This is a genomic window from Stenotrophomonas pavanii (genome assembly GCF_900101175.1).
Taxonomy (GTDB): domain Bacteria; phylum Pseudomonadota; class Gammaproteobacteria; order Xanthomonadales; family Xanthomonadaceae; genus Stenotrophomonas; species Stenotrophomonas pavanii.
This window is the reverse complement of sequence record NZ_FNFQ01000007.1, coordinates 66,951-83,211: the sequence shown is the minus strand read 5'-3', so window position 1 is coordinate 83,211 and position 16,261 is coordinate 66,951. Positions and strand designations below refer to the sequence as shown.

The window sequence follows — 16,261 nt, the reverse complement described above, 5'->3', positions numbered from 1 at the left end:
GAGCCCCCGTGGAAGGGTTCACGGCGTGTCCCGGGCAGCCCTGCCAACCCGGCCCACGCCATGAAGCCCATCGAGGCAACGCCTTGAACCTTACAGCGCCTCGAAAATACCCGCCGCGCCCATGCCGGTGCCGATGCACATCGTCACCATGCCGTACTTCTGCTGGCGACGACGCAGGCCGTGCAGCAGGGTCGCGGTGCGGATCGCGCCGGTCGCGCCCAGCGGGTGGCCCAGGGCGATCGCGCCGCCCAGCGGGTTGACCTTGGCCGGGTCCAAGCCGCAGTCGCGGATCACCGCCAGCGACTGCGCGGCGAAGGCTTCGTTGAGCTCGATCCAGTCCAGCTGGTCCTGGGTCAGGCCGGCCTGCTTCAGTGCCTTCGGGATCGCGGCGATCGGGCCGATGCCCATCACTTCCGGGCGCACGCCGGCCACCGAGAAGCTGACGAAACGCGCCAGCGGGGTCAGGCCGTAATCCTTGATCGCCTGCTCCGAGGCCAGCAGCACGGCGCCGGCGCCGTCGCTCATCTGCGACGAGTTGCCAGCGGTGACGGTGCCGCCGAACTGGCCGTTGCGGAACACCGGGCGCAGCTTGGCCAGGCCTTCGGCCGAGGAATCCGGGCGCGGGCCTTCGTCGGTGTCGGCGATCTTGTTGCGGGTGATGATGCGCTGTCCATCGGCCAGGTCCGGCAGGTGCGAGACGATCTCGTACGGGCTGATCTCGTCCTTGAATTCGCCGTTCTGGATCGCGGCCATGGCCTTCTGGTGCGAGGCCAGGGCGAAGGCGTCCTGGTCTTCGCGCGAGACCTTCCACTCTTCGGCCACCTTTTCGGCGGTGATGCCCATGCCGTAGGCGATGGCCACGTGGTCGTTGTCGAACACGCTCGGTGCCATCGCGATCTTGTTGCCCATCATCGGCACCATCGACATCGACTCGGTGCCGCCGGCCAGCATCAGGTCGGCGTTGCCCAGGCGGATCGCGTCGGCGGCCTGCGCCACGGCCTGCAGGCCGGAGGAGCAGAAGCGGTTCACGGTCTGCGCGGCGATGGTGTTGGGCAGGCCGGCCAGCAGCACGCCGATGCGCGCCACGTTCATGCCCTGCTCGGCTTCGGGCATGGCGCAGCCGATGATCGCGTCATCGATGCGGTTGACGTCCACGCCCGGGGCCTGGGCGACGACGCTGCGCAGCACGTGCGCAAGCATGTCGTCGGGGCGGGTGTTGCGGAACATGCCCTTGGGCGCCTTGCCAACCGGAGTGCGGGTGGCGGCGACGATGTAGGCGTCCTGGATTTGCTTGGTCATTGCAATGATCTCTTGAATAGGGGTTGGAAGAGGTTGCCGGCCAGCGGCCGGCACTACCGATGTCTTCCGTCAGTTCCGCAGCGGCTTGCCGGTCTTCAGCATGTGCGCGATGCGGGCCTGGGTCTTTTCCTGCTGGGCCAGTTCGACGAAGTGCTTGCGCTCCAGGGTCAGCAGCCACTCTTCGTCGACCAGGGTGCCGCGATCGACCTTGCCGCCGCACAGCACGGTGGCGATGCGCTCGGCGATCTCGTAGTCGTACGGGCTGATGAAGCGGCCTTCCAGCATGTTGACCAGCATCATCTTGAAGGTGGCGATGCCGACGTCACCGGCCACCTGGATGCGGCGTGCCGGCAGCGGCGGGCGGTAGCCCGCTTCGGCCAGGGCGCGTGCTTCGGCCTTGGCGATGTGCAGGGCCTCGTAGCTGTTGAACACCACCTTGTCGGTGCTGCGCAGCAGGCCCAGTTCCTTGGCGTTGACCGCCGAGTTGGACACCTTGGCCATCGCCACGGTCTCGAAGGTCTTCTTCAGTTCGGCGAACACGTCGCCACCCGGGCCGGCGGCCTGGGAGGCGCGCACGGCCAGTTCCTTCAGGCCGCCACCCGCCGGCAGCAGGCCGACGCCGGCCTCGACCAGGCCGATGTAGCTTTCCAGGAAGGCCACGGTCTTGGCGCTGTGCATCTGGAACTCGCAGCCGCCACCCAGGGCCAGGCCACGCACGGCGGCCACCACCGGCACCAGCGAGTACTTGATGCGCTGGCTGGTGCGCTGGAAGTTGGCGACCATTTCTTCGAACTGGTCGACCTTGCCGGCCTGCAGCAGGCCGAGCGCGCCGGCCAGGTCGGCACCGGCGGAGAAGGGCTCCTTCTGCTGCCAGATCACCAGGCCCTGGAAGTCCTTCTCGGCGCGGCTCACGCATTCCTGCAGGCCGTCCAGCACCTGGTCGGACACGGTGTTCATCTTGGTCTTGAAGCTGACCACGGCGATGCCATCGCCGTCATGCCACATGCGCAGGCCGTCGTTCTCGAACACGGTCTCGCCCGGCGCGAAGGTCTCGCCCAGCAGCGGGTCCGGGAAGCGCTGGCGCTGGTACACCGGCAGCGACGAGCGCGGCAGCTTGGCGTTGCGCGACGGGCTGTAGCTGCCTTCGGCGGCATGCACGCCGTCGCGGCCATCGAACACCCAGTCCGGCAGCGGCGCATTGCTCATGCTCTTGCCGGCGACGATGTCATCGGCGATCCACTGTGCCACCTGCTTCCAGCCGGCGGCCTGCCAGGTTTCGAACGGGCCCAGCGACCAGCCGTAGCCCCAGCGGATGGCCAGGTCGACGTCGCGCGCGGTCTCGGCGATGTCGGCCAGATGGTAGGCGCTGTAGTGGAACAGGTCGCGGAAGGTCGCCCACAGGAACTGCGCCTGCGGGTGCTGGCTTTCGCGCAGCTTGGCGAACTTCTCGGCCGGATTCTTGATCTTCAGGATCTCGACCACTTCCGGGGCGGCGGTGCGATCGGCCGGGCGGTAGTCCTGCTTCTCCAGGTCCAGCACGACGATGTCCTTGCCGACCTTGCGGAAGATGCCGGCACCGGTCTTCTGGCCCAGCGCGCCCTTGGCGATCAGCGCGTCCAGCCACTTCGGCGACTTGAAGAATGCATGCCACGGGTCGTTCGGCAGGGTGTCGCCCATGGTCTTGATGACGTGGGCCATGGTGTCCAGGCCGACCACGTCGGAGGTGCGGTAGGTGGCCGACTTCGGGCGGCCGACCAGCGGACCGGTCAGGCCGTCCACTTCATCGAAGCCCAGGCCGAACTGCTGGGTGTGGTGGATGGTCGACAGGATCGAGAACACGCCGATGCGGTTGCCGATGAAGTTCGGGGTGTCCTTGGCGTACACCACGCCCTTGCCCAGGGTGGTGACCAGGAATTCTTCCAGGCCTTCCAGCACGGCGGCATCGGTGGTGGTGGCCGGAATCAGCTCGGCCAGGTGCATGTAGCGCGGCGGGTTGAAGAAGTGCACGCCGCAGAAGCGGTGCCGCAGCTGCTCGGGCAGCACGTCGGCCAGCTTGTTGATGCCCAGGCCGGAGGTGTTGGAGGCCAGCACCGCGTGGTCGGCCACGAACGGCGCGATCTTCTTGTACAGGTCCTGCTTCCAGTCCATGCGCTCGGCGATGGCCTCGATGATCAGGTCGCAGTCCTTCAGCTGCTCCAGGCCGGAGTCGTAGTTGGCCGGGGTGATGGCTTCGGCCAGCGACTTGCTGGCCAGCGGCGCCGGGCTCAGCTTGCCCAGGTTGGCGATCGCCTTCAGCACGATGCCGTCGGCCGGGCCTTCCTTCGCAGGCAGGTCGAACAGCACGGTGTCGACGCCCGCGTTGGTGAGGTGGGCGGCGATCTGGGCACCCATGACGCCGGCACCCAGCACGGCGGCGCGGCGGACTAGCAGGGAATTGGACATGGTGTAAGGCCTTTGTTGGTCAGCAGTTACTGGGTGGAATCAAGGGAAGCGGGCAGGGCGCTGGCGCGTGCGGCGGCGCGGAACCCGGCTTCGGCGAAATGGATCAGTTCGTGGGCGGCATGGGCACGATGCGCCGCTTCGGTGACACCGGCGGGACGCTTGATCAGCCCGAAGTCGGCCATGGCATAGGTGAGCGAACCGGCCAGGAAGTCCAGGCGCCAGTACAGCTCTTCCTTGCTCAGGCCGGGCACGCACTCGCCGATGGCCTTGCCGAACGCACGCAGCACGTGGCCGTAGTGGTCGGACAGGAACTTGCGCAGGTTGTCGTTCTTCTCGGCGTAGGCGCGGGCGATCACGCGCACGAAAGCGCCGCCGTTCTGGCGGTCCTGGGCCAGTGCCAGTGCCGGTTCGACGAAGGCGGCCAGCACCGGGCGCAGCTGCCCGGGGTGTTCGCTGCGGGCGCGCTCGAGCTGCGCCAGACGGGCGCCGGTCATCTCGTCCATGCGGCGGCGGAATACCTCGTTGACCAGGTTTTCCTTGGAGCCGAAGTGGTAGTTGACCGCTGCGATGTTGACGTCGGCCTGGCTGGTCACCTGGCGCAGCGAGGTACCGGCGAAGCCGTGCTGTGCGAACAGCTCCTCGGCCGCGCCGAGGATCCGGTCCTTGGTCGAGAAGTGGGCGGGTTTGGCCATCGGCGGGCGGACCTTAATCAAACGATTGTTTGATACTAGGACCAGACGGTAGCGTATGGCATTTTGCAGTGCAGCAAAAATGGCCCGGACGGTCAGAATCCACTCAGCTGGGTGAATGGGGGTAGTGCCGGCCGCTGGCCGGCAGCCCCGCGGTTGAATGGCGCCCAATGCCGGCCAGCGGCCGGCACTACCACGCCAGCGCTTTATCTTTTACAATTCGCCTACGTTTATCAGGCTAAGCCCGCGTCCCGACGCGGGTTTTTTTCATGTTACCCTTCGGGCCATCCGCGGCCCGATTCCATTGGAGACATCCCATGGCGCTGGAGCGCACCCTTTCGATCATCAAGCCGGACGCCGTTGCCAAGAACGTCATCGGCGAAATCTACGCCCGCTTCGAGAAGGCCGGCCTGAAGGTCGTGGCCGCCAAGTACAAGCAGCTGTCGCGCCGTGAAGCCGAAGGCTTCTACGCCGTGCACCGCGAGCGTCCGTTCTTCAACGCGCTGGTCGAGTTCATGATCTCCGGCCCGGTGATGATCCAGGCCCTGGAAGGCGAGAACGCCGTCTTGGCCCACCGCGACCTGCTGGGCGCCACCAACCCGAAGGAAGCCGCGCCGGGCACCATCCGCGCCGACTTCGCCGAATCCATCGATGCCAACGCCGCCCACGGCTCGGACTCGGTCGAGAATGCCGCGATTGAAATCGCCTACTTCTTCGCCGCCACCGAAGTCGTCTCGCGCTGAGAGTAATGCCGTGAACGAGGTCGTACAGTCCCCCGCCATCCAGCCGCTGCCGAAGTCGGCACCCACGGCTGGCAAGCAGAACCTGCTCGACCTCGATCGCGCGGGCCTGGAGAAGTTTTTCGTCGAGGTTCTCGGCGAAAAGAAGTTCCGTGCCCACCAGGTGATGAAGTGGATCCACCATCGCTACGTCACCGACTTCGATGAAATGACCGATCTCGGCAAGGTCCTGCGCGCCAAGCTGCAGGCCCATGCCGAGGTCGTTGTCCCCAACATCGTGTTCGACAAGCCCTCCGCCGACGGCACCCACAAGTGGCTGCTGGCGATGGGCGTGGATGGCAAGAACGCCATCGAGACCGTGTACATCCCGGACAAGACCCGCGGCACGCTGTGCGTGTCCTCGCAGGTCGGCTGCGGTCTGAACTGCACGTTCTGCTCCACCGCCACCCAGGGCTTCAACCGCAACCTGACCACCGCCGAGATCATCGGCCAGGTGTGGGTCGCCGCGCGCCACCTGGGCAACGTGCCGCACCAGATGCGCCGCCTCACCAACGTGGTGATGATGGGCATGGGCGAGCCGCTGATGAATTTCGACAACGTCGTGCGCGCCATGAGCGTGATGCGCGACGACCTGGGCTACGGCCTGGCCAACAAGCGCGTGACCCTGTCGACCTCCGGCCTGGTGCCGCAGATCGACCGCCTGTCCGCCGAGAGCGACGTGTCGCTGGCGGTGTCGCTGCATGCGCCGAACGACGCGCTGCGCGAGACCCTGGTGCCGCTCAACAAGAAGTACCCGATCGCCGAGCTGATGGCCTCCTGCGCGCGCTACCTGCGCGCCAACAAGCGCCGCGAATCGGTCACCTTCGAATACACGCTGATGAAGGGCATCAACGACAAGCCCGAGCATGCCCGCGAGCTGGCGCGCCTGATGCGCCAGTTCGACAACGCGGTGCAGGCCAAGGATTCGGGCAAGGTCAACCTGATCCCGTTCAATCCGTTCCCGGGCACCCGCTACGAGCGTTCCGAGGAGGCCAACATCCGCGCCTTCCAGAAGATCCTTCTCGACAGCAACGTGCTGACCATGGTCCGCCGCACCCGTGGCGACGACATCGACGCCGCCTGTGGCCAGCTCAAGGGCCAGGTGATGGACCGCACCCGCCGCCAGGCGGAGTTCAACAAGACGCTGCAGGCGGGGAAGGGGAGCGATGCCGCAGCCTGACCGCCTCTGGCTGGTGCTGTGCGCAGGCGTGCTGGCCGTCGCGGTCGGTGGCTGCAAATCCCATCCCAAGGCCAAGCTCGGCCCGAGCCAGGCCCCGGTCTATTCGGTCGGTGACCCGGAAAGCGTCCGGCGCGAAGTGCGCTGGCGCGACCTGCTGACGCTGGCGACCCGCGATCTGCAGGTCGGCAACCTCGATGCTGCCGAGCGCAAGGTGCGCGACGCGCTGAAACTTGCGCCCGAGGCCCCCGACGCGCTGGTGCTGCAGGCCGGTATCGACGACCGTCGTGGCCGCACCCGGCAGGCCGGCGAGAACTTCCGCAAGGCCGCCGAACTGGCGCCGCAGCGCGGCGACGTGCTCAACAACTACGGTGCCTGGCTGTGCCAGCAGGGCCGGCCGGCCGAATCGCTGGTCTGGTTCGACCGCGCGCTGCAGGCGCCGGGCTATCCCACCCCGGGCGAAGCGCAGGCCAATGCCGGCAGTTGCGCACTGGATGCGGGCCAGCTTGAACGTGCCGAACGCGACCTGCGTGCGGCGCTCGTGGCGGCCCCGGCCAACCCGGTCGCGCTGGAGTCGATGGCCCAGCTGAGCTACCGCCAGGGCCGCTACATGGAGGCCCGGGCCTTCGCCGAACGTAGGATTGCGGCTGCACCCGCAACGCGTTCCGTGTTACAACTTGCGTCTCAAATCGAAGTGAAGCTGGGCGATCGGGCGGCATCTGATCGTTATCTGCAGCGGATTCGACAGGAATTTCCGCAGGAAGCGGGCTCCTAACTCCAGGGTTGATGCATTGTGATTGATGACCAGACTGTGAGCGCTCTCGAGACTGCGGCCGGCTGCGGCACCCGCCTGCGCCAGGCCCGTGAAGCGGCCGGACTGACCCTCGAAGATGTCGGCTCGCGCCTGCGCATGCCGGTCCAGGTGGTCAAGTCGCTGGAAGAGGAACAATGGCAGAAGCTGGGGGCGCCGGTGTTCGTGCGTGGCCAGCTGCGCAGCTATGCGCGCCTGCTCGACGTGGACGTAGGCCAGCTGCTGGAACAGGCCCAGGTCGGCCCGGTGGTTCCGCCCACCCTGGTCAGTCATACCCATACCCCGCGTGCGCGCCGCATCGCCGAGAACCTTGGCCGGCGCGTGCTGTATGTCGGCATCACCGCAGTCCTGGCAGTGCCGGTGTGGTTCGCCACCCGTGGCCATTTCGACGACAGCGCCACTCCGTCGCCGAACACCGCCTCGCTGGATGCGATCCCGGCCGCCGTGCCGGTGACCCCGGCCGCCGCCGGTACCGACGCCGCGGCCCCGGCTGACACGGCCACCGCCCCGGCCAGCAAGCCGGCCGCCACCCCGTACGTGGCCTCGCTGGCCCCGGTGCCGCGTCCGGCCCCGGCCCCGGCAGCGGCTGGCAACACGCTCGAAATGCAGTTCAGCGGCGACAGCTGGGTCGACATCGGCGGCCCGGACGGCAGCACCGTCGAGAAGGCGCTGATCAGGTCCGGCGAAACCCGCAGCTTCACGCCGGGCCAGGTGACCCGGGTGACCCTGGGCAACGCCTCGGCGGTCCAGGTTCAGCAGAACGGCGCTATCGTCGATCTGACCCCCTACCAGCGAGCCAACGTGGCACGCTTTCAGGTATCCTCTGAAGGCTCCGTGGTCCCGGTTTCGCACTGAGGCGCGGTTTCACCACCTTCGATAATCCCAATGGTCCCTCCCGATGGGCGGGGCGAGAGTACGCATGGCGATCGACGATCTGCTCGACGAGCACGAACAAAGTGAACGCGTCCGCAGCTGGCTGCGGAAGAATGGCGCCAGCATCCTCGGTGGCGTAGTCATCGCCATCGGTGCCATTGCCGGCTGGCAGTGGTACCAGAAGGATCAGGGCGGCAAGCTGGCCTCGGCCAATGTCGAGTACCAGAAGGCCCTGCAGGGCCTGCAGCAGAACAAGCTTGACGACGCCGCCAAGGCGGTCAAGGCGCTCGAAGCCGGCCCGTCCAGCATCTACGGTGACCTCGCGGCGCTGCAGCTGGCCAAGGCCCAGGTCGACGCTGGCAAGAACGAAGAAGCGCTGGCGACCCTGCGCAATGTGAAGGTCGAAGGCGACCTGCAGCGCGTGGTTGACCAGCGCGTGGCCCGCCTGCTGGTGGCCACCGGCAAGAGCGACGAGGCCATCAAGCTGCTGGGCAGCGCCACCGACAGCAGCAGCCTGGAAATCCATGGCGATGCGCTGATGGCGCAGGGCAAGCGTGATGAAGCCCGTGCACAGTACGAGAAGGCGCTGAAGACGCTGGACGTGGCAGCGCCGCAGCGGCGCCTGCTGGAAACCAAGGTTATGGACGCCGGCGGCACCGTCGCCGCCCCTGCGGAGTCGGTTTGATGAGTCAGAAGGTCATGATCACCCGCGTCGCCACCGTGCTCCTGATGGGCATGGCCCTGACCGGCTGCAGCACCATGAAGGGCTGGTTCGCCGGCAAGGACGCGGCCGCGAAGAAGGCACAGGAACCGGCTGAGCTGGTCAAGTTCGAGCCGACCGTGAAGGTCAGCAAGGTCTGGTCGGTCAACCTCGGCAAGGGCGAGCGCCGCATCGGTGTGCGCCAGGGCCCGGCGGTCGCCAACGGCCACGTGTTCGCTGCGGCGATCACCGGTGGCGTGCACGCCATCGACCTGCAGACCGGCAAGAAGGTCTGGACCTGGGAGCCGAAGAAGGAAAAGAAGAAGGCCAAGCTGCGCCTGTCCGGCGGCCCGGGTGTCGGTGAGAACCTGGTCGTGATCGGCACGCTGGACGGCCAGGTCATCGCGCTGGACATCAACGACGGCAGCGAGAAGTGGCGCGCCCGTGTCCCGGGTGAAGTCATTGCCGCGCCGGCCGTGGCCCAGGGCCTGGTCTACGTGCGCAGCAACGATGGCCGCGTCACCGCCTTCGATGCCGGCAACGGCACCCAGAAGTGGTTCAACCCGAGCGAGCTGCCGGCGCTGACCGTGCGCGGCAACGCGCCGGTGGTGACCGGTCCGGGCGTGCTGTTCATCGGCAAGGACGAGGGCGCGGTTGCTGCCCTGGCCCAGCAGGATGGCCGCACCCTGTGGGAGCAGAACCTGGGCAACGGCGAAGGCCGTACCGAGCTGGAGCGCATGGCCGACGTCGACGGCGCGCCGGTGCTGGAGGGCAACACCCTCTACGTGAGCAGCTTCAAGAACCAGACCATGGCCATCGAAGGCCCCACCGGTCGCCCGCTGTGGGCGCGCGACCATGGCGGTGCGGGCGGCGTGGCGGTGTCGTCGGGCAATGTGTTCGTCACCGACAACAAGGGCGGCGTGTTCGGCCTGGACAAGGCCAGCGGCGCAGCGATGTGGTCGCAGACCGCCTTGGCCCGTCGTTCGCTGACCGGCCCGGCGCTGCAGGGCGACTACGTGGTGGTCGGCGACTACAAAGGATACGTGCACTGGTTGCAGACCTCCGATGGTGCGATGGCGGCACGGGCAAAGAGCGGTGGTGATGCCCTGCTGGCCCAGCCGGTCGTCGCAGACGGGGTGCTGCTGGTGCAGAACGTGGATGGCAAGCTGACCGCCTTCCGGTTGGCAAATTAATACGGAGTAATCGCGATGCTGCCTTTGGTCGCCCTGGTTGGACGGCCGAATGTCGGCAAGTCGACCATTTTCAATGCGTTGACCCGCACGCGTGACGCCCTGGTCCATGACCAGCCCGGCGTCACCCGCGATCGCAACTACGGCGTCTGCCGCCTCGACGAGGACAACCATTTCCTGGTCGTGGATACCGGCGGTATCGCCGGTGAGGACGAAGGCCTGGCCGGTGCCACCACCCGCCAGGCGCGTGCGGCGGCCGCCGAAGCGGACCTGATCCTGTTCGTCGTCGATGCCCGCGAGGGCACCTCGGCGCTGGACGACGAGATCCTGTCCTGGCTGCGCAAGCTGTCGCGCCCGACGCTGCTGCTGATCAACAAGATCGACGGTACCGACGAGGACAGCGTCCGCTCCGAGTTCGCCCGTTACGGTTTCGGCGAGATGCTGACCGTGTCGGCCGCGCATCGCCAGGGCCTGGATGACCTGCTGGACGAAGTGATCCAGCGCCTGCCGGAAGAAGGCAGCGGCGAAGAGCTGGACAACGATCCGAACCGCATCCGCATCGCCTTCGTCGGCCGCCCGAACGTGGGCAAGTCGACCCTGGTCAACCGCATCCTCGGCGAGGAGCGCATGATCGCCTCCGACGTGCCGGGCACCACCCGTGACTCGATCGCGGTGGACCTGGAGCGTGATGGCCGCGAATATCGCCTGATCGATACCGCCGGCCTGCGCCGTCGCTCGCGCGTGGACGAGGTCGTCGAGAAGTTCTCGGTGGTCAAGACCATGCAGTCGATCGAGCAGTGCCAGGTGGCCGTGCTGATGCTCGACGCCACCGAAGGCGTGACCGACCAGGACGCCACCGTGCTCGGTGCCGTGCTCGATGCGGGCCGCGCGCTGGTGATCGCCATCAACAAGTGGGATGGCCTGACCGAGTACCAGCGCGAGCAGGCCGAAACCATGCTGTCGCTGAAGCTGGGCTTCGTGCCGTGGGCCGAGTCGGTGCGCATCTCGGCCAAGCATGGCTCGGGCCTGCGCGAGCTGTTCCGTGCGGTGCACCGCGCGCACGAATCGGCGAACAAGACCTTCACCACCAGCGAAGTGAACAAAGCGCTGGAAGTGGCCTACGAGACCAACCCGCCGCCGACCATCCGCGGCCATGTCTCCAAGCTGCGCTACGTGCACCCGGCCGGTTCCAACCCGCCGACCTTCATCGTGCACGGCACCCGCCTGAAGGAACTGCAGGAGTCGTACAAGCGCTACCTGGAGAACTTCTTCCGCAAGCGCTTCAAGCTGATCGGCACGCCGGTGAGCTTCATCTTCCGCGAGGGTACCAACCCGTACGAGGGCAAGAAGAACGTCCTCACCGAGCGGCAGATCAAGGCCAAGCGGCGCTTGATGAAGCACGTCAAGGGCAAGTGATTCACAGAAGGCGGCCGCAGGGCCGCCTTTCTTGTTTGTGGTAGTGCCGGCCGCTGGCCGGCAACCCCGCGTCATCCCGTGCGTTCATGGCCATGCCGGCCAGCAGCCGGCAGTCCCCCATGTTTGCAGGTATCGGCCAAGGCGGCCTGCCGCCACGTGCGTGATAATGCGCCCATGAGCATCCCAGAGCTTTCCCCCGCACAGGCACGCGAGCGCCTGGCCCATGGCGCCGTGCTGATCGATGTGCGCGAGGCGCACGAACGGGCCGGCGGCATGGCAGAGGGCGCGCGCGGCGTGTCCAAGGGCGAACTGCAGGCCGACCCGGCCGCGCATCTGCCGCGGCACGACCAGGAGATCCTGCTGATCTGCCAGAGCGGCAAGCGCTCGGCCGATGCCGCGCAGTGCCTGCTGGAGGCTGGATACACCCATGTGGCTTCCGTGAGCGGCGGCACCGTGGCCTGGCGCGAGCAGTCACTGCCGCTGGTGCAGCCGCTGGCCAGCGCCGCCGAGCGTGATTTCTTTGATCGCTATTCGCGCCACCTGCTGCTGCCGCAGGTGGGCGAGGCGGGCCAGCGCCGGCTGCAGCAATCGCGCGTGCTGGTGCTGGGTGCCGGCGGTTTGGGCGCGCCGGCCGGTTTTTACCTGGCGGCAGCCGGGGTAGGGCACCTGCGTTTTGCCGACCACGACCGCGTGGAGCGCAGCAACCTGCACCGCCAGATCGTGCATACCGAAGCCAGCGTCGGCCAGCTCAAGGTCGATTCGGCGCGCGAACGGCTGCTGGCGTTGAATCCGTCGATCGAGGTCGAGGCGGTGCCGGAGCGGGTCACCTCCGAGAACGTGGATACGCTGCTTGAGGGCATGGACGTGGTGCTGGATGGGTCGGACAACTTCCCGCTGCGCTACCTGCTCAACGACGCCTGCATCAAGCACGCCAAGCCGCTGGTCTACGCCGCCATCGAGCGCTTTGACGGCCAGGTAAGCGTGTTTGACGCTGGCCGCCAGCGTGGCGTGGCGCCGTGCTACCGCTGCCTGTTCCCGGAGCCGCCGCCGCCGGAGTTCGCGCCGAACTGTTCCGAGGCCGGCGTGCTGGGCGTGCTGCCTGGCCTGGCCGGCGTGCTGCAGGCGACCGAGGTGCTGAAGCTGCTGCTGGGCATCGGTGAACCACTCGTCGGTCGGCTGCTGCGCTTCGATGCGCTGGGCATGCGATTTCGTGAGACAGGCATCCGGCCCGACCCGAAGTGCCCGGTGTGTGCGGCGGGTGTGCCGTTCCCGGGGTATATCGATTACGCCGCGTTCTGCCGGGGCGGGTGAGTCCGGCCGGGCGTCATCCACGCAGGGCGTGGATCTACAGCGACGTGCATTGGTTTCGGGATGATGCTGGGGCGGTTACCCACCATCGTTCCACCTTCAAGACAATCCGGCGCAACATGCGTGCTATTGCCGTCATCGGCATTGCTCTATTGTTGAACCCGATTCTGGATCTTGGGGAACACACCGCATGGCGGTAGAAGCAGCGACCAGCGAGCTGGTCAAGGTCGTCGCCCTGCTGGGCGCGGCGGTGGTGATGGTGCCCTTGTTCCGCCGGGCCGGCCTGGGCTCGGTGCTGGGCTACTTCGCTGCTGGCCTGGCGATCGGACCGTTCGGCCTGGGCTGGTTCTCCGACCCGCAGGCGATCCTGCATACCGCCGAACTCGGCGTGGTGATGTTCCTGTTCGTGATCGGCCTGGAAATGCGGCCCTCGCACCTGTGGAGCCTGCGCAAGGAAATCTTCGGGCTGGGCACGCTGCAGATCGTCACCTGTGCGCTGGTGCTGACCAGCATCGCCAAGCTGTTCGGCTTCCCCTGGCAGATTGCCTTCATCGGCGCCACCGGCTTCGTGCTCACTTCCACCGCGGTGGTGATGCAGCTGCTGGCCGAGCGCGGCGACATCGCGCTGCCGTCGGGGCAGAAGATCGTTTCGATCCTGCTGTTCGAAGACCTGTTGATCGTGCCGTTGCTGGCGCTGGTGGCATGGATGGCGCCGAGCGCGGGCAGTGCCGATGGCGAGGGTTCACGCTGGTTGTCGGTGGCCATCGGCGTGGGCGCCATCGTCGGCCTGGTGCTGGTCGGCCGCTTCCTGCTCAATCCGCTGTTCCGCGTGCTGGCCGAATCGAAGGCGCGCGAGGTGATGACCGCCGCCGCGCTGCTGGTGGTGCTGGGCGCGGCACTGCTGATGCAGCTGTCCGGCCTGTCGATGGCGATGGGCGCGTTCCTGGCCGGCGTGCTGCTGAGCGAGTCGACCTTCCGCCATCAGATCGAAGCGGACATCGAGCCGTTCCGCGGCATCCTGCTGGGCCTGTTCTTCCTCAGCGTGGGCATGGCGCTGGACCTGGGCGTGGTGGCCGGCAACTGGCAGCTGATCCTCGGCCTGGTGCTGGCGCTGATGGCAGCCAAGGCGCTGTGCATCTACGTGGTCGCGCGCATCATGGGCAGCGACCACGCGCAGGCGCTGGACCGGGGCGTGCTGATGGCACAGGGCGGCGAGTTCGCCTTCGTGCTGTTCTCTGCCGCCGCATCGGCCGGCGTGATCAACCTGGAGATCAATGCCAACTTCACCGCGGTGGTGGTGCTGTCGATGGCGCTGACCCCGCTGGTGGTGCTGGTCTACAAGCGCATCGCGCCGAAGCCGACGGTGAACATGGACGGCGTGGACGAAGCCGAGGGCCTGTCCGGCAGCGTGCTGCTGATCGGCTTCGGCCGCTTCGGCCAGGTCGCCAGCCAGTCGCTGCTGGCGCGCGACGTGGACGTGACCATCATCGACAACGATGTGGAGATGATCCAGAGCGCCGCGCGCTTCGGTTTCAAGATCTATTACGGCGACGGTACGCGACTGGACGTGCTGCATGCCTCGGGCGCGGCCACCGCACGTGCGATTGCGGTGTGCGTGGACAAGGCCGAGGCCGCCGACCGCATCGTCGAACTGGTGTCGCACGAGTTCCCGCAGGCCAAGCTGATGGTGCGTTCGTTCGACCGCGAGCATTCGCTGCGGCTGATCCATGCCGGTGTCGATTTCCAGATCCGCGAGACGTTTGAATCGGCGGTGCTGTTTGGCCAGGCCGCGCTGGTGGAGCTGGGCGCGGATGAGGACGACGCGGTGGAGATTGCCGAGCAGATCCGCCGCCGCGACGCCGAGCGTTTCGAGTTGGAAATTGCCGGTGGTGGTTTGAATGCCGGCGCCAAGATGGTGTTCGGCAACTCCGGCCAGGGCGTGCCGACGCCGACGCCGTTCACCGCGCCGAAGCGGGCAAGCAAGACGTTGAACCCGCAGGACGTGCCGGAAGAAGAAGAGTAAAGCCCGGTAGTGCCGGCCGCTGGCCGGCAAATACGGAAACGTTCCGACGTCATGAGGTTGCCGGCCAGCGGCCGGCACTACCGTGTTGGGAATTGCCGAAGCCGGTGGTTGGTCGTGCCGGCCGCTGGCCGGCAGATGCGGAAACCTTCCGGCGTCATGAGGTTGCCGGCCAGCGGCCGGCACGACCGTGTGGGGAATTGCCGAAGCCGGTGGTTGGTCGTGCCGGCCGCTGGCCGGCGGATGCGGAAACGTTCCGACGTCATGGGGTGCCGGCCAGCGGCCGGCACTACCGTCTTGGGAATTGCCGAAGCCGGTGGTTGGTCGTGCCGGCCGCTGGCCGGCAGATGCGCGAACGTTCCGAGGTCATGGGGTTGCCGGCCAGCGGCCGGCACTACCGGTGCGCGGAGTCGGCGCACGGCGGTGGGCGAGGGGGCCTGAATCAGGGACAATAGCGTCCCCGCCGCTCCACGCCTGCCCCCGATGACTGATTCCGCCGCCCCGCATCCTGCCCGCATCCTTGATGGCCGCCGCATCGCCGAGGATCTGCTCGACAGCCTGAAGGTGCGCGTCGACGCCCGCGTGGCCGCCGGTGGCAGCCGCCCGGGCCTGGCCGTGGTGCTGGTCGGTGGCGACCCGGCCTCGACGGTGTACGTGCGCAACAAGCGCCGCGCCGCCGAGAAGGTCGGCATCGAGGCACACGATTACGACCTGCCGGCCGGTACCACCGAAGCCGAGCTGCTCGACCTGATCGACCAGCTCAACGCCGATCCGAAGATCAACGGCATCCTGATCCAGCTGCCGCTGCCGGGCATCCCCGACGCGCGCCGGCTGATCCAGCGCATCGACCCGCGCAAGGACGTGGACGGCTTCCACCCGGAAAACGTCGGCCACCTGGCCCTGCGCGAGTTCGGCCTGCGCCCGTGCACCCCGCGCGGCATCACCACGCTGCTGGGCCACACCGACCAGCCGGTGCGCGGCCGCAACGCCACCATCGTCGGCGTGAGCAACCATGTCGGCCGCCCGATGGGCCTGGAGCTGCTCATCGCCGGCTGCACCGTGACCAGCTGCCACAAGTTCACCCCCAAGGACGTGCTGGAACATGCCGTGCGCAACGCCGACATCCTGGTGGTGGCGGTGGGCCGCCCCGGCATCGTGCCGGGCGAGTGGGTGAAGCCGGGCGCGGTGGTGATCGACGTCGGTATCAATCGCCTGGACGACGGCCGGCTGGTGGGTGACGTTGGGTTTGAGGCCGCCGCCCAGCGGGCGAGCTGGATCACCCCGGTTCCGGGCGGCGTGGGCCCGATGACCGTGGCCACGCTGATGCAGAACACCTTGGAAGCGGCGGAAGCGCTGAGCTGACCTTTTGGGGTGGGGGCAACCGTTGGCCTGCTCCTGGTAGGTGCCAACCTGGGTTGGCACACATCCATCAGGGCCATCGGCCCATCTGGGGTACCGGTGCCAACCAAGGTTGGCACCCACCAAAGCGGTAGCCGGGCCCCTGAACCAATCGCCGCCGGCGCGACACTGCGTCGCATCTACCCCCTGCCACGCGGC

The 16,261-nt window shown here is 67.4% G+C and carries 13 protein-coding genes; 10 read left to right on the top strand and 3 right to left on the bottom strand.

The window, feature by feature from the left end:
• Window positions 1-90: 90 nt before the first annotated feature.
• From BLS66_RS13070 to BLS66_RS13060, 3 genes are all read right to left on the bottom strand, one after another.
• A complete protein-coding gene (locus BLS66_RS13070) occupies window positions 91-1,299 on the bottom strand; it encodes an acetyl-CoA C-acyltransferase (RefSeq protein ID WP_019661304.1) in 1,209 nt (402 codons plus the stop codon).
• A gap of 69 nt (window positions 1,300-1,368) precedes the next feature.
• Window positions 1,369-3,741, bottom strand: a complete 2,373-nt coding sequence (locus tag BLS66_RS13065; protein ID WP_049464708.1) for a 3-hydroxyacyl-CoA dehydrogenase/enoyl-CoA hydratase family protein — start codon at window positions 3,739-3,741, stop codon at window positions 1,369-1,371.
• Between the two features lie 26 nt (window positions 3,742-3,767).
• Entirely contained in the window at window positions 3,768-4,433 is a 666-nt protein-coding gene (locus tag BLS66_RS13060) for a TetR/AcrR family transcriptional regulator (protein WP_053463242.1), read from the bottom strand.
• 314 nt (window positions 4,434-4,747) lie between these two features.
• Between BLS66_RS13060 and ndk the strand changes: the two genes are divergently transcribed.
• The 10 genes from ndk (at window position 4,748) to folD (ending at window position 16,066) form a co-directional block, all read left to right on the top strand.
• Window positions 4,748-5,173, top strand: coding sequence for a nucleoside-diphosphate kinase (ndk, locus tag BLS66_RS13055; protein WP_005409295.1), 426 nt, complete (start codon window positions 4,748-4,750; stop codon window positions 5,171-5,173).
• Between the two features lie 10 nt (window positions 5,174-5,183).
• Window positions 5,184-6,389, top strand: coding sequence for a dual-specificity RNA methyltransferase RlmN (gene rlmN / locus BLS66_RS13050; RefSeq protein ID WP_049464712.1), 1,206 nt, complete (start codon window positions 5,184-5,186; stop codon window positions 6,387-6,389).
• Window positions 6,376-7,161 (top strand): type IV pilus biogenesis/stability protein PilW, encoded by a 786-nt coding sequence (gene pilW / locus BLS66_RS13045; protein WP_074726039.1) that lies wholly within the window; start codon window positions 6,376-6,378, stop codon window positions 7,159-7,161. Before rlmN ends, pilW begins: the two co-directional genes overlap by 14 nt.
• 18 nt (window positions 7,162-7,179) lie before the next feature.
• Window positions 7,180-8,052 carry a helix-turn-helix domain-containing protein gene (locus BLS66_RS13040; protein ID WP_049464717.1) on the top strand — a complete coding sequence of 291 codons (873 nt, stop codon included), beginning with the start codon at window positions 7,180-7,182 and terminating at the stop codon, window positions 8,050-8,052.
• Window positions 8,053-8,116: 64 nt separating this feature from the next.
• Complete coding sequence (locus BLS66_RS13035; RefSeq protein WP_014646859.1) at window positions 8,117-8,755, top strand: YfgM family protein; 639 nt, start codon at window positions 8,117-8,119, stop codon at window positions 8,753-8,755.
• On the top strand, window positions 8,755-9,963 hold the full coding sequence (bamB, locus tag BLS66_RS13030) for an outer membrane protein assembly factor BamB (protein ID WP_049464719.1): 1,209 nt from the start codon (window positions 8,755-8,757) through the stop codon (window positions 9,961-9,963). The genes BLS66_RS13035 and bamB overlap by 1 nt, the downstream gene beginning before the upstream one ends.
• Window positions 9,964-9,978: 15 nt before the next feature.
• On the top strand, window positions 9,979-11,376 hold the full coding sequence (gene der / locus BLS66_RS13025; protein ID WP_057494082.1) for a ribosome biogenesis GTPase Der: 1,398 nt from the start codon (window positions 9,979-9,981) through the stop codon (window positions 11,374-11,376).
• Window positions 11,377-11,550: 174 nt separating this feature from the next.
• Entirely contained in the window at window positions 11,551-12,687 is a 1,137-nt protein-coding gene (gene moeB, locus BLS66_RS13020) for a molybdopterin-synthase adenylyltransferase MoeB (RefSeq protein ID WP_074726038.1), read from the top strand.
• Window positions 12,688-12,874: 187 nt separating this feature from the next.
• A complete protein-coding gene (locus BLS66_RS13015) occupies window positions 12,875-14,707 on the top strand; it encodes a monovalent cation:proton antiporter-2 (CPA2) family protein (protein ID WP_074726037.1) in 1,833 nt (610 codons plus the stop codon).
• Window positions 14,708-15,187: 480 nt separating this feature from the next.
• Window positions 15,188-16,066, top strand: coding sequence for a bifunctional methylenetetrahydrofolate dehydrogenase/methenyltetrahydrofolate cyclohydrolase FolD (gene folD / locus BLS66_RS13010; RefSeq protein WP_074726036.1), 879 nt, complete (start codon window positions 15,188-15,190; stop codon window positions 16,064-16,066).
• Window positions 16,067-16,261: the final 195 nt, after the last annotated feature.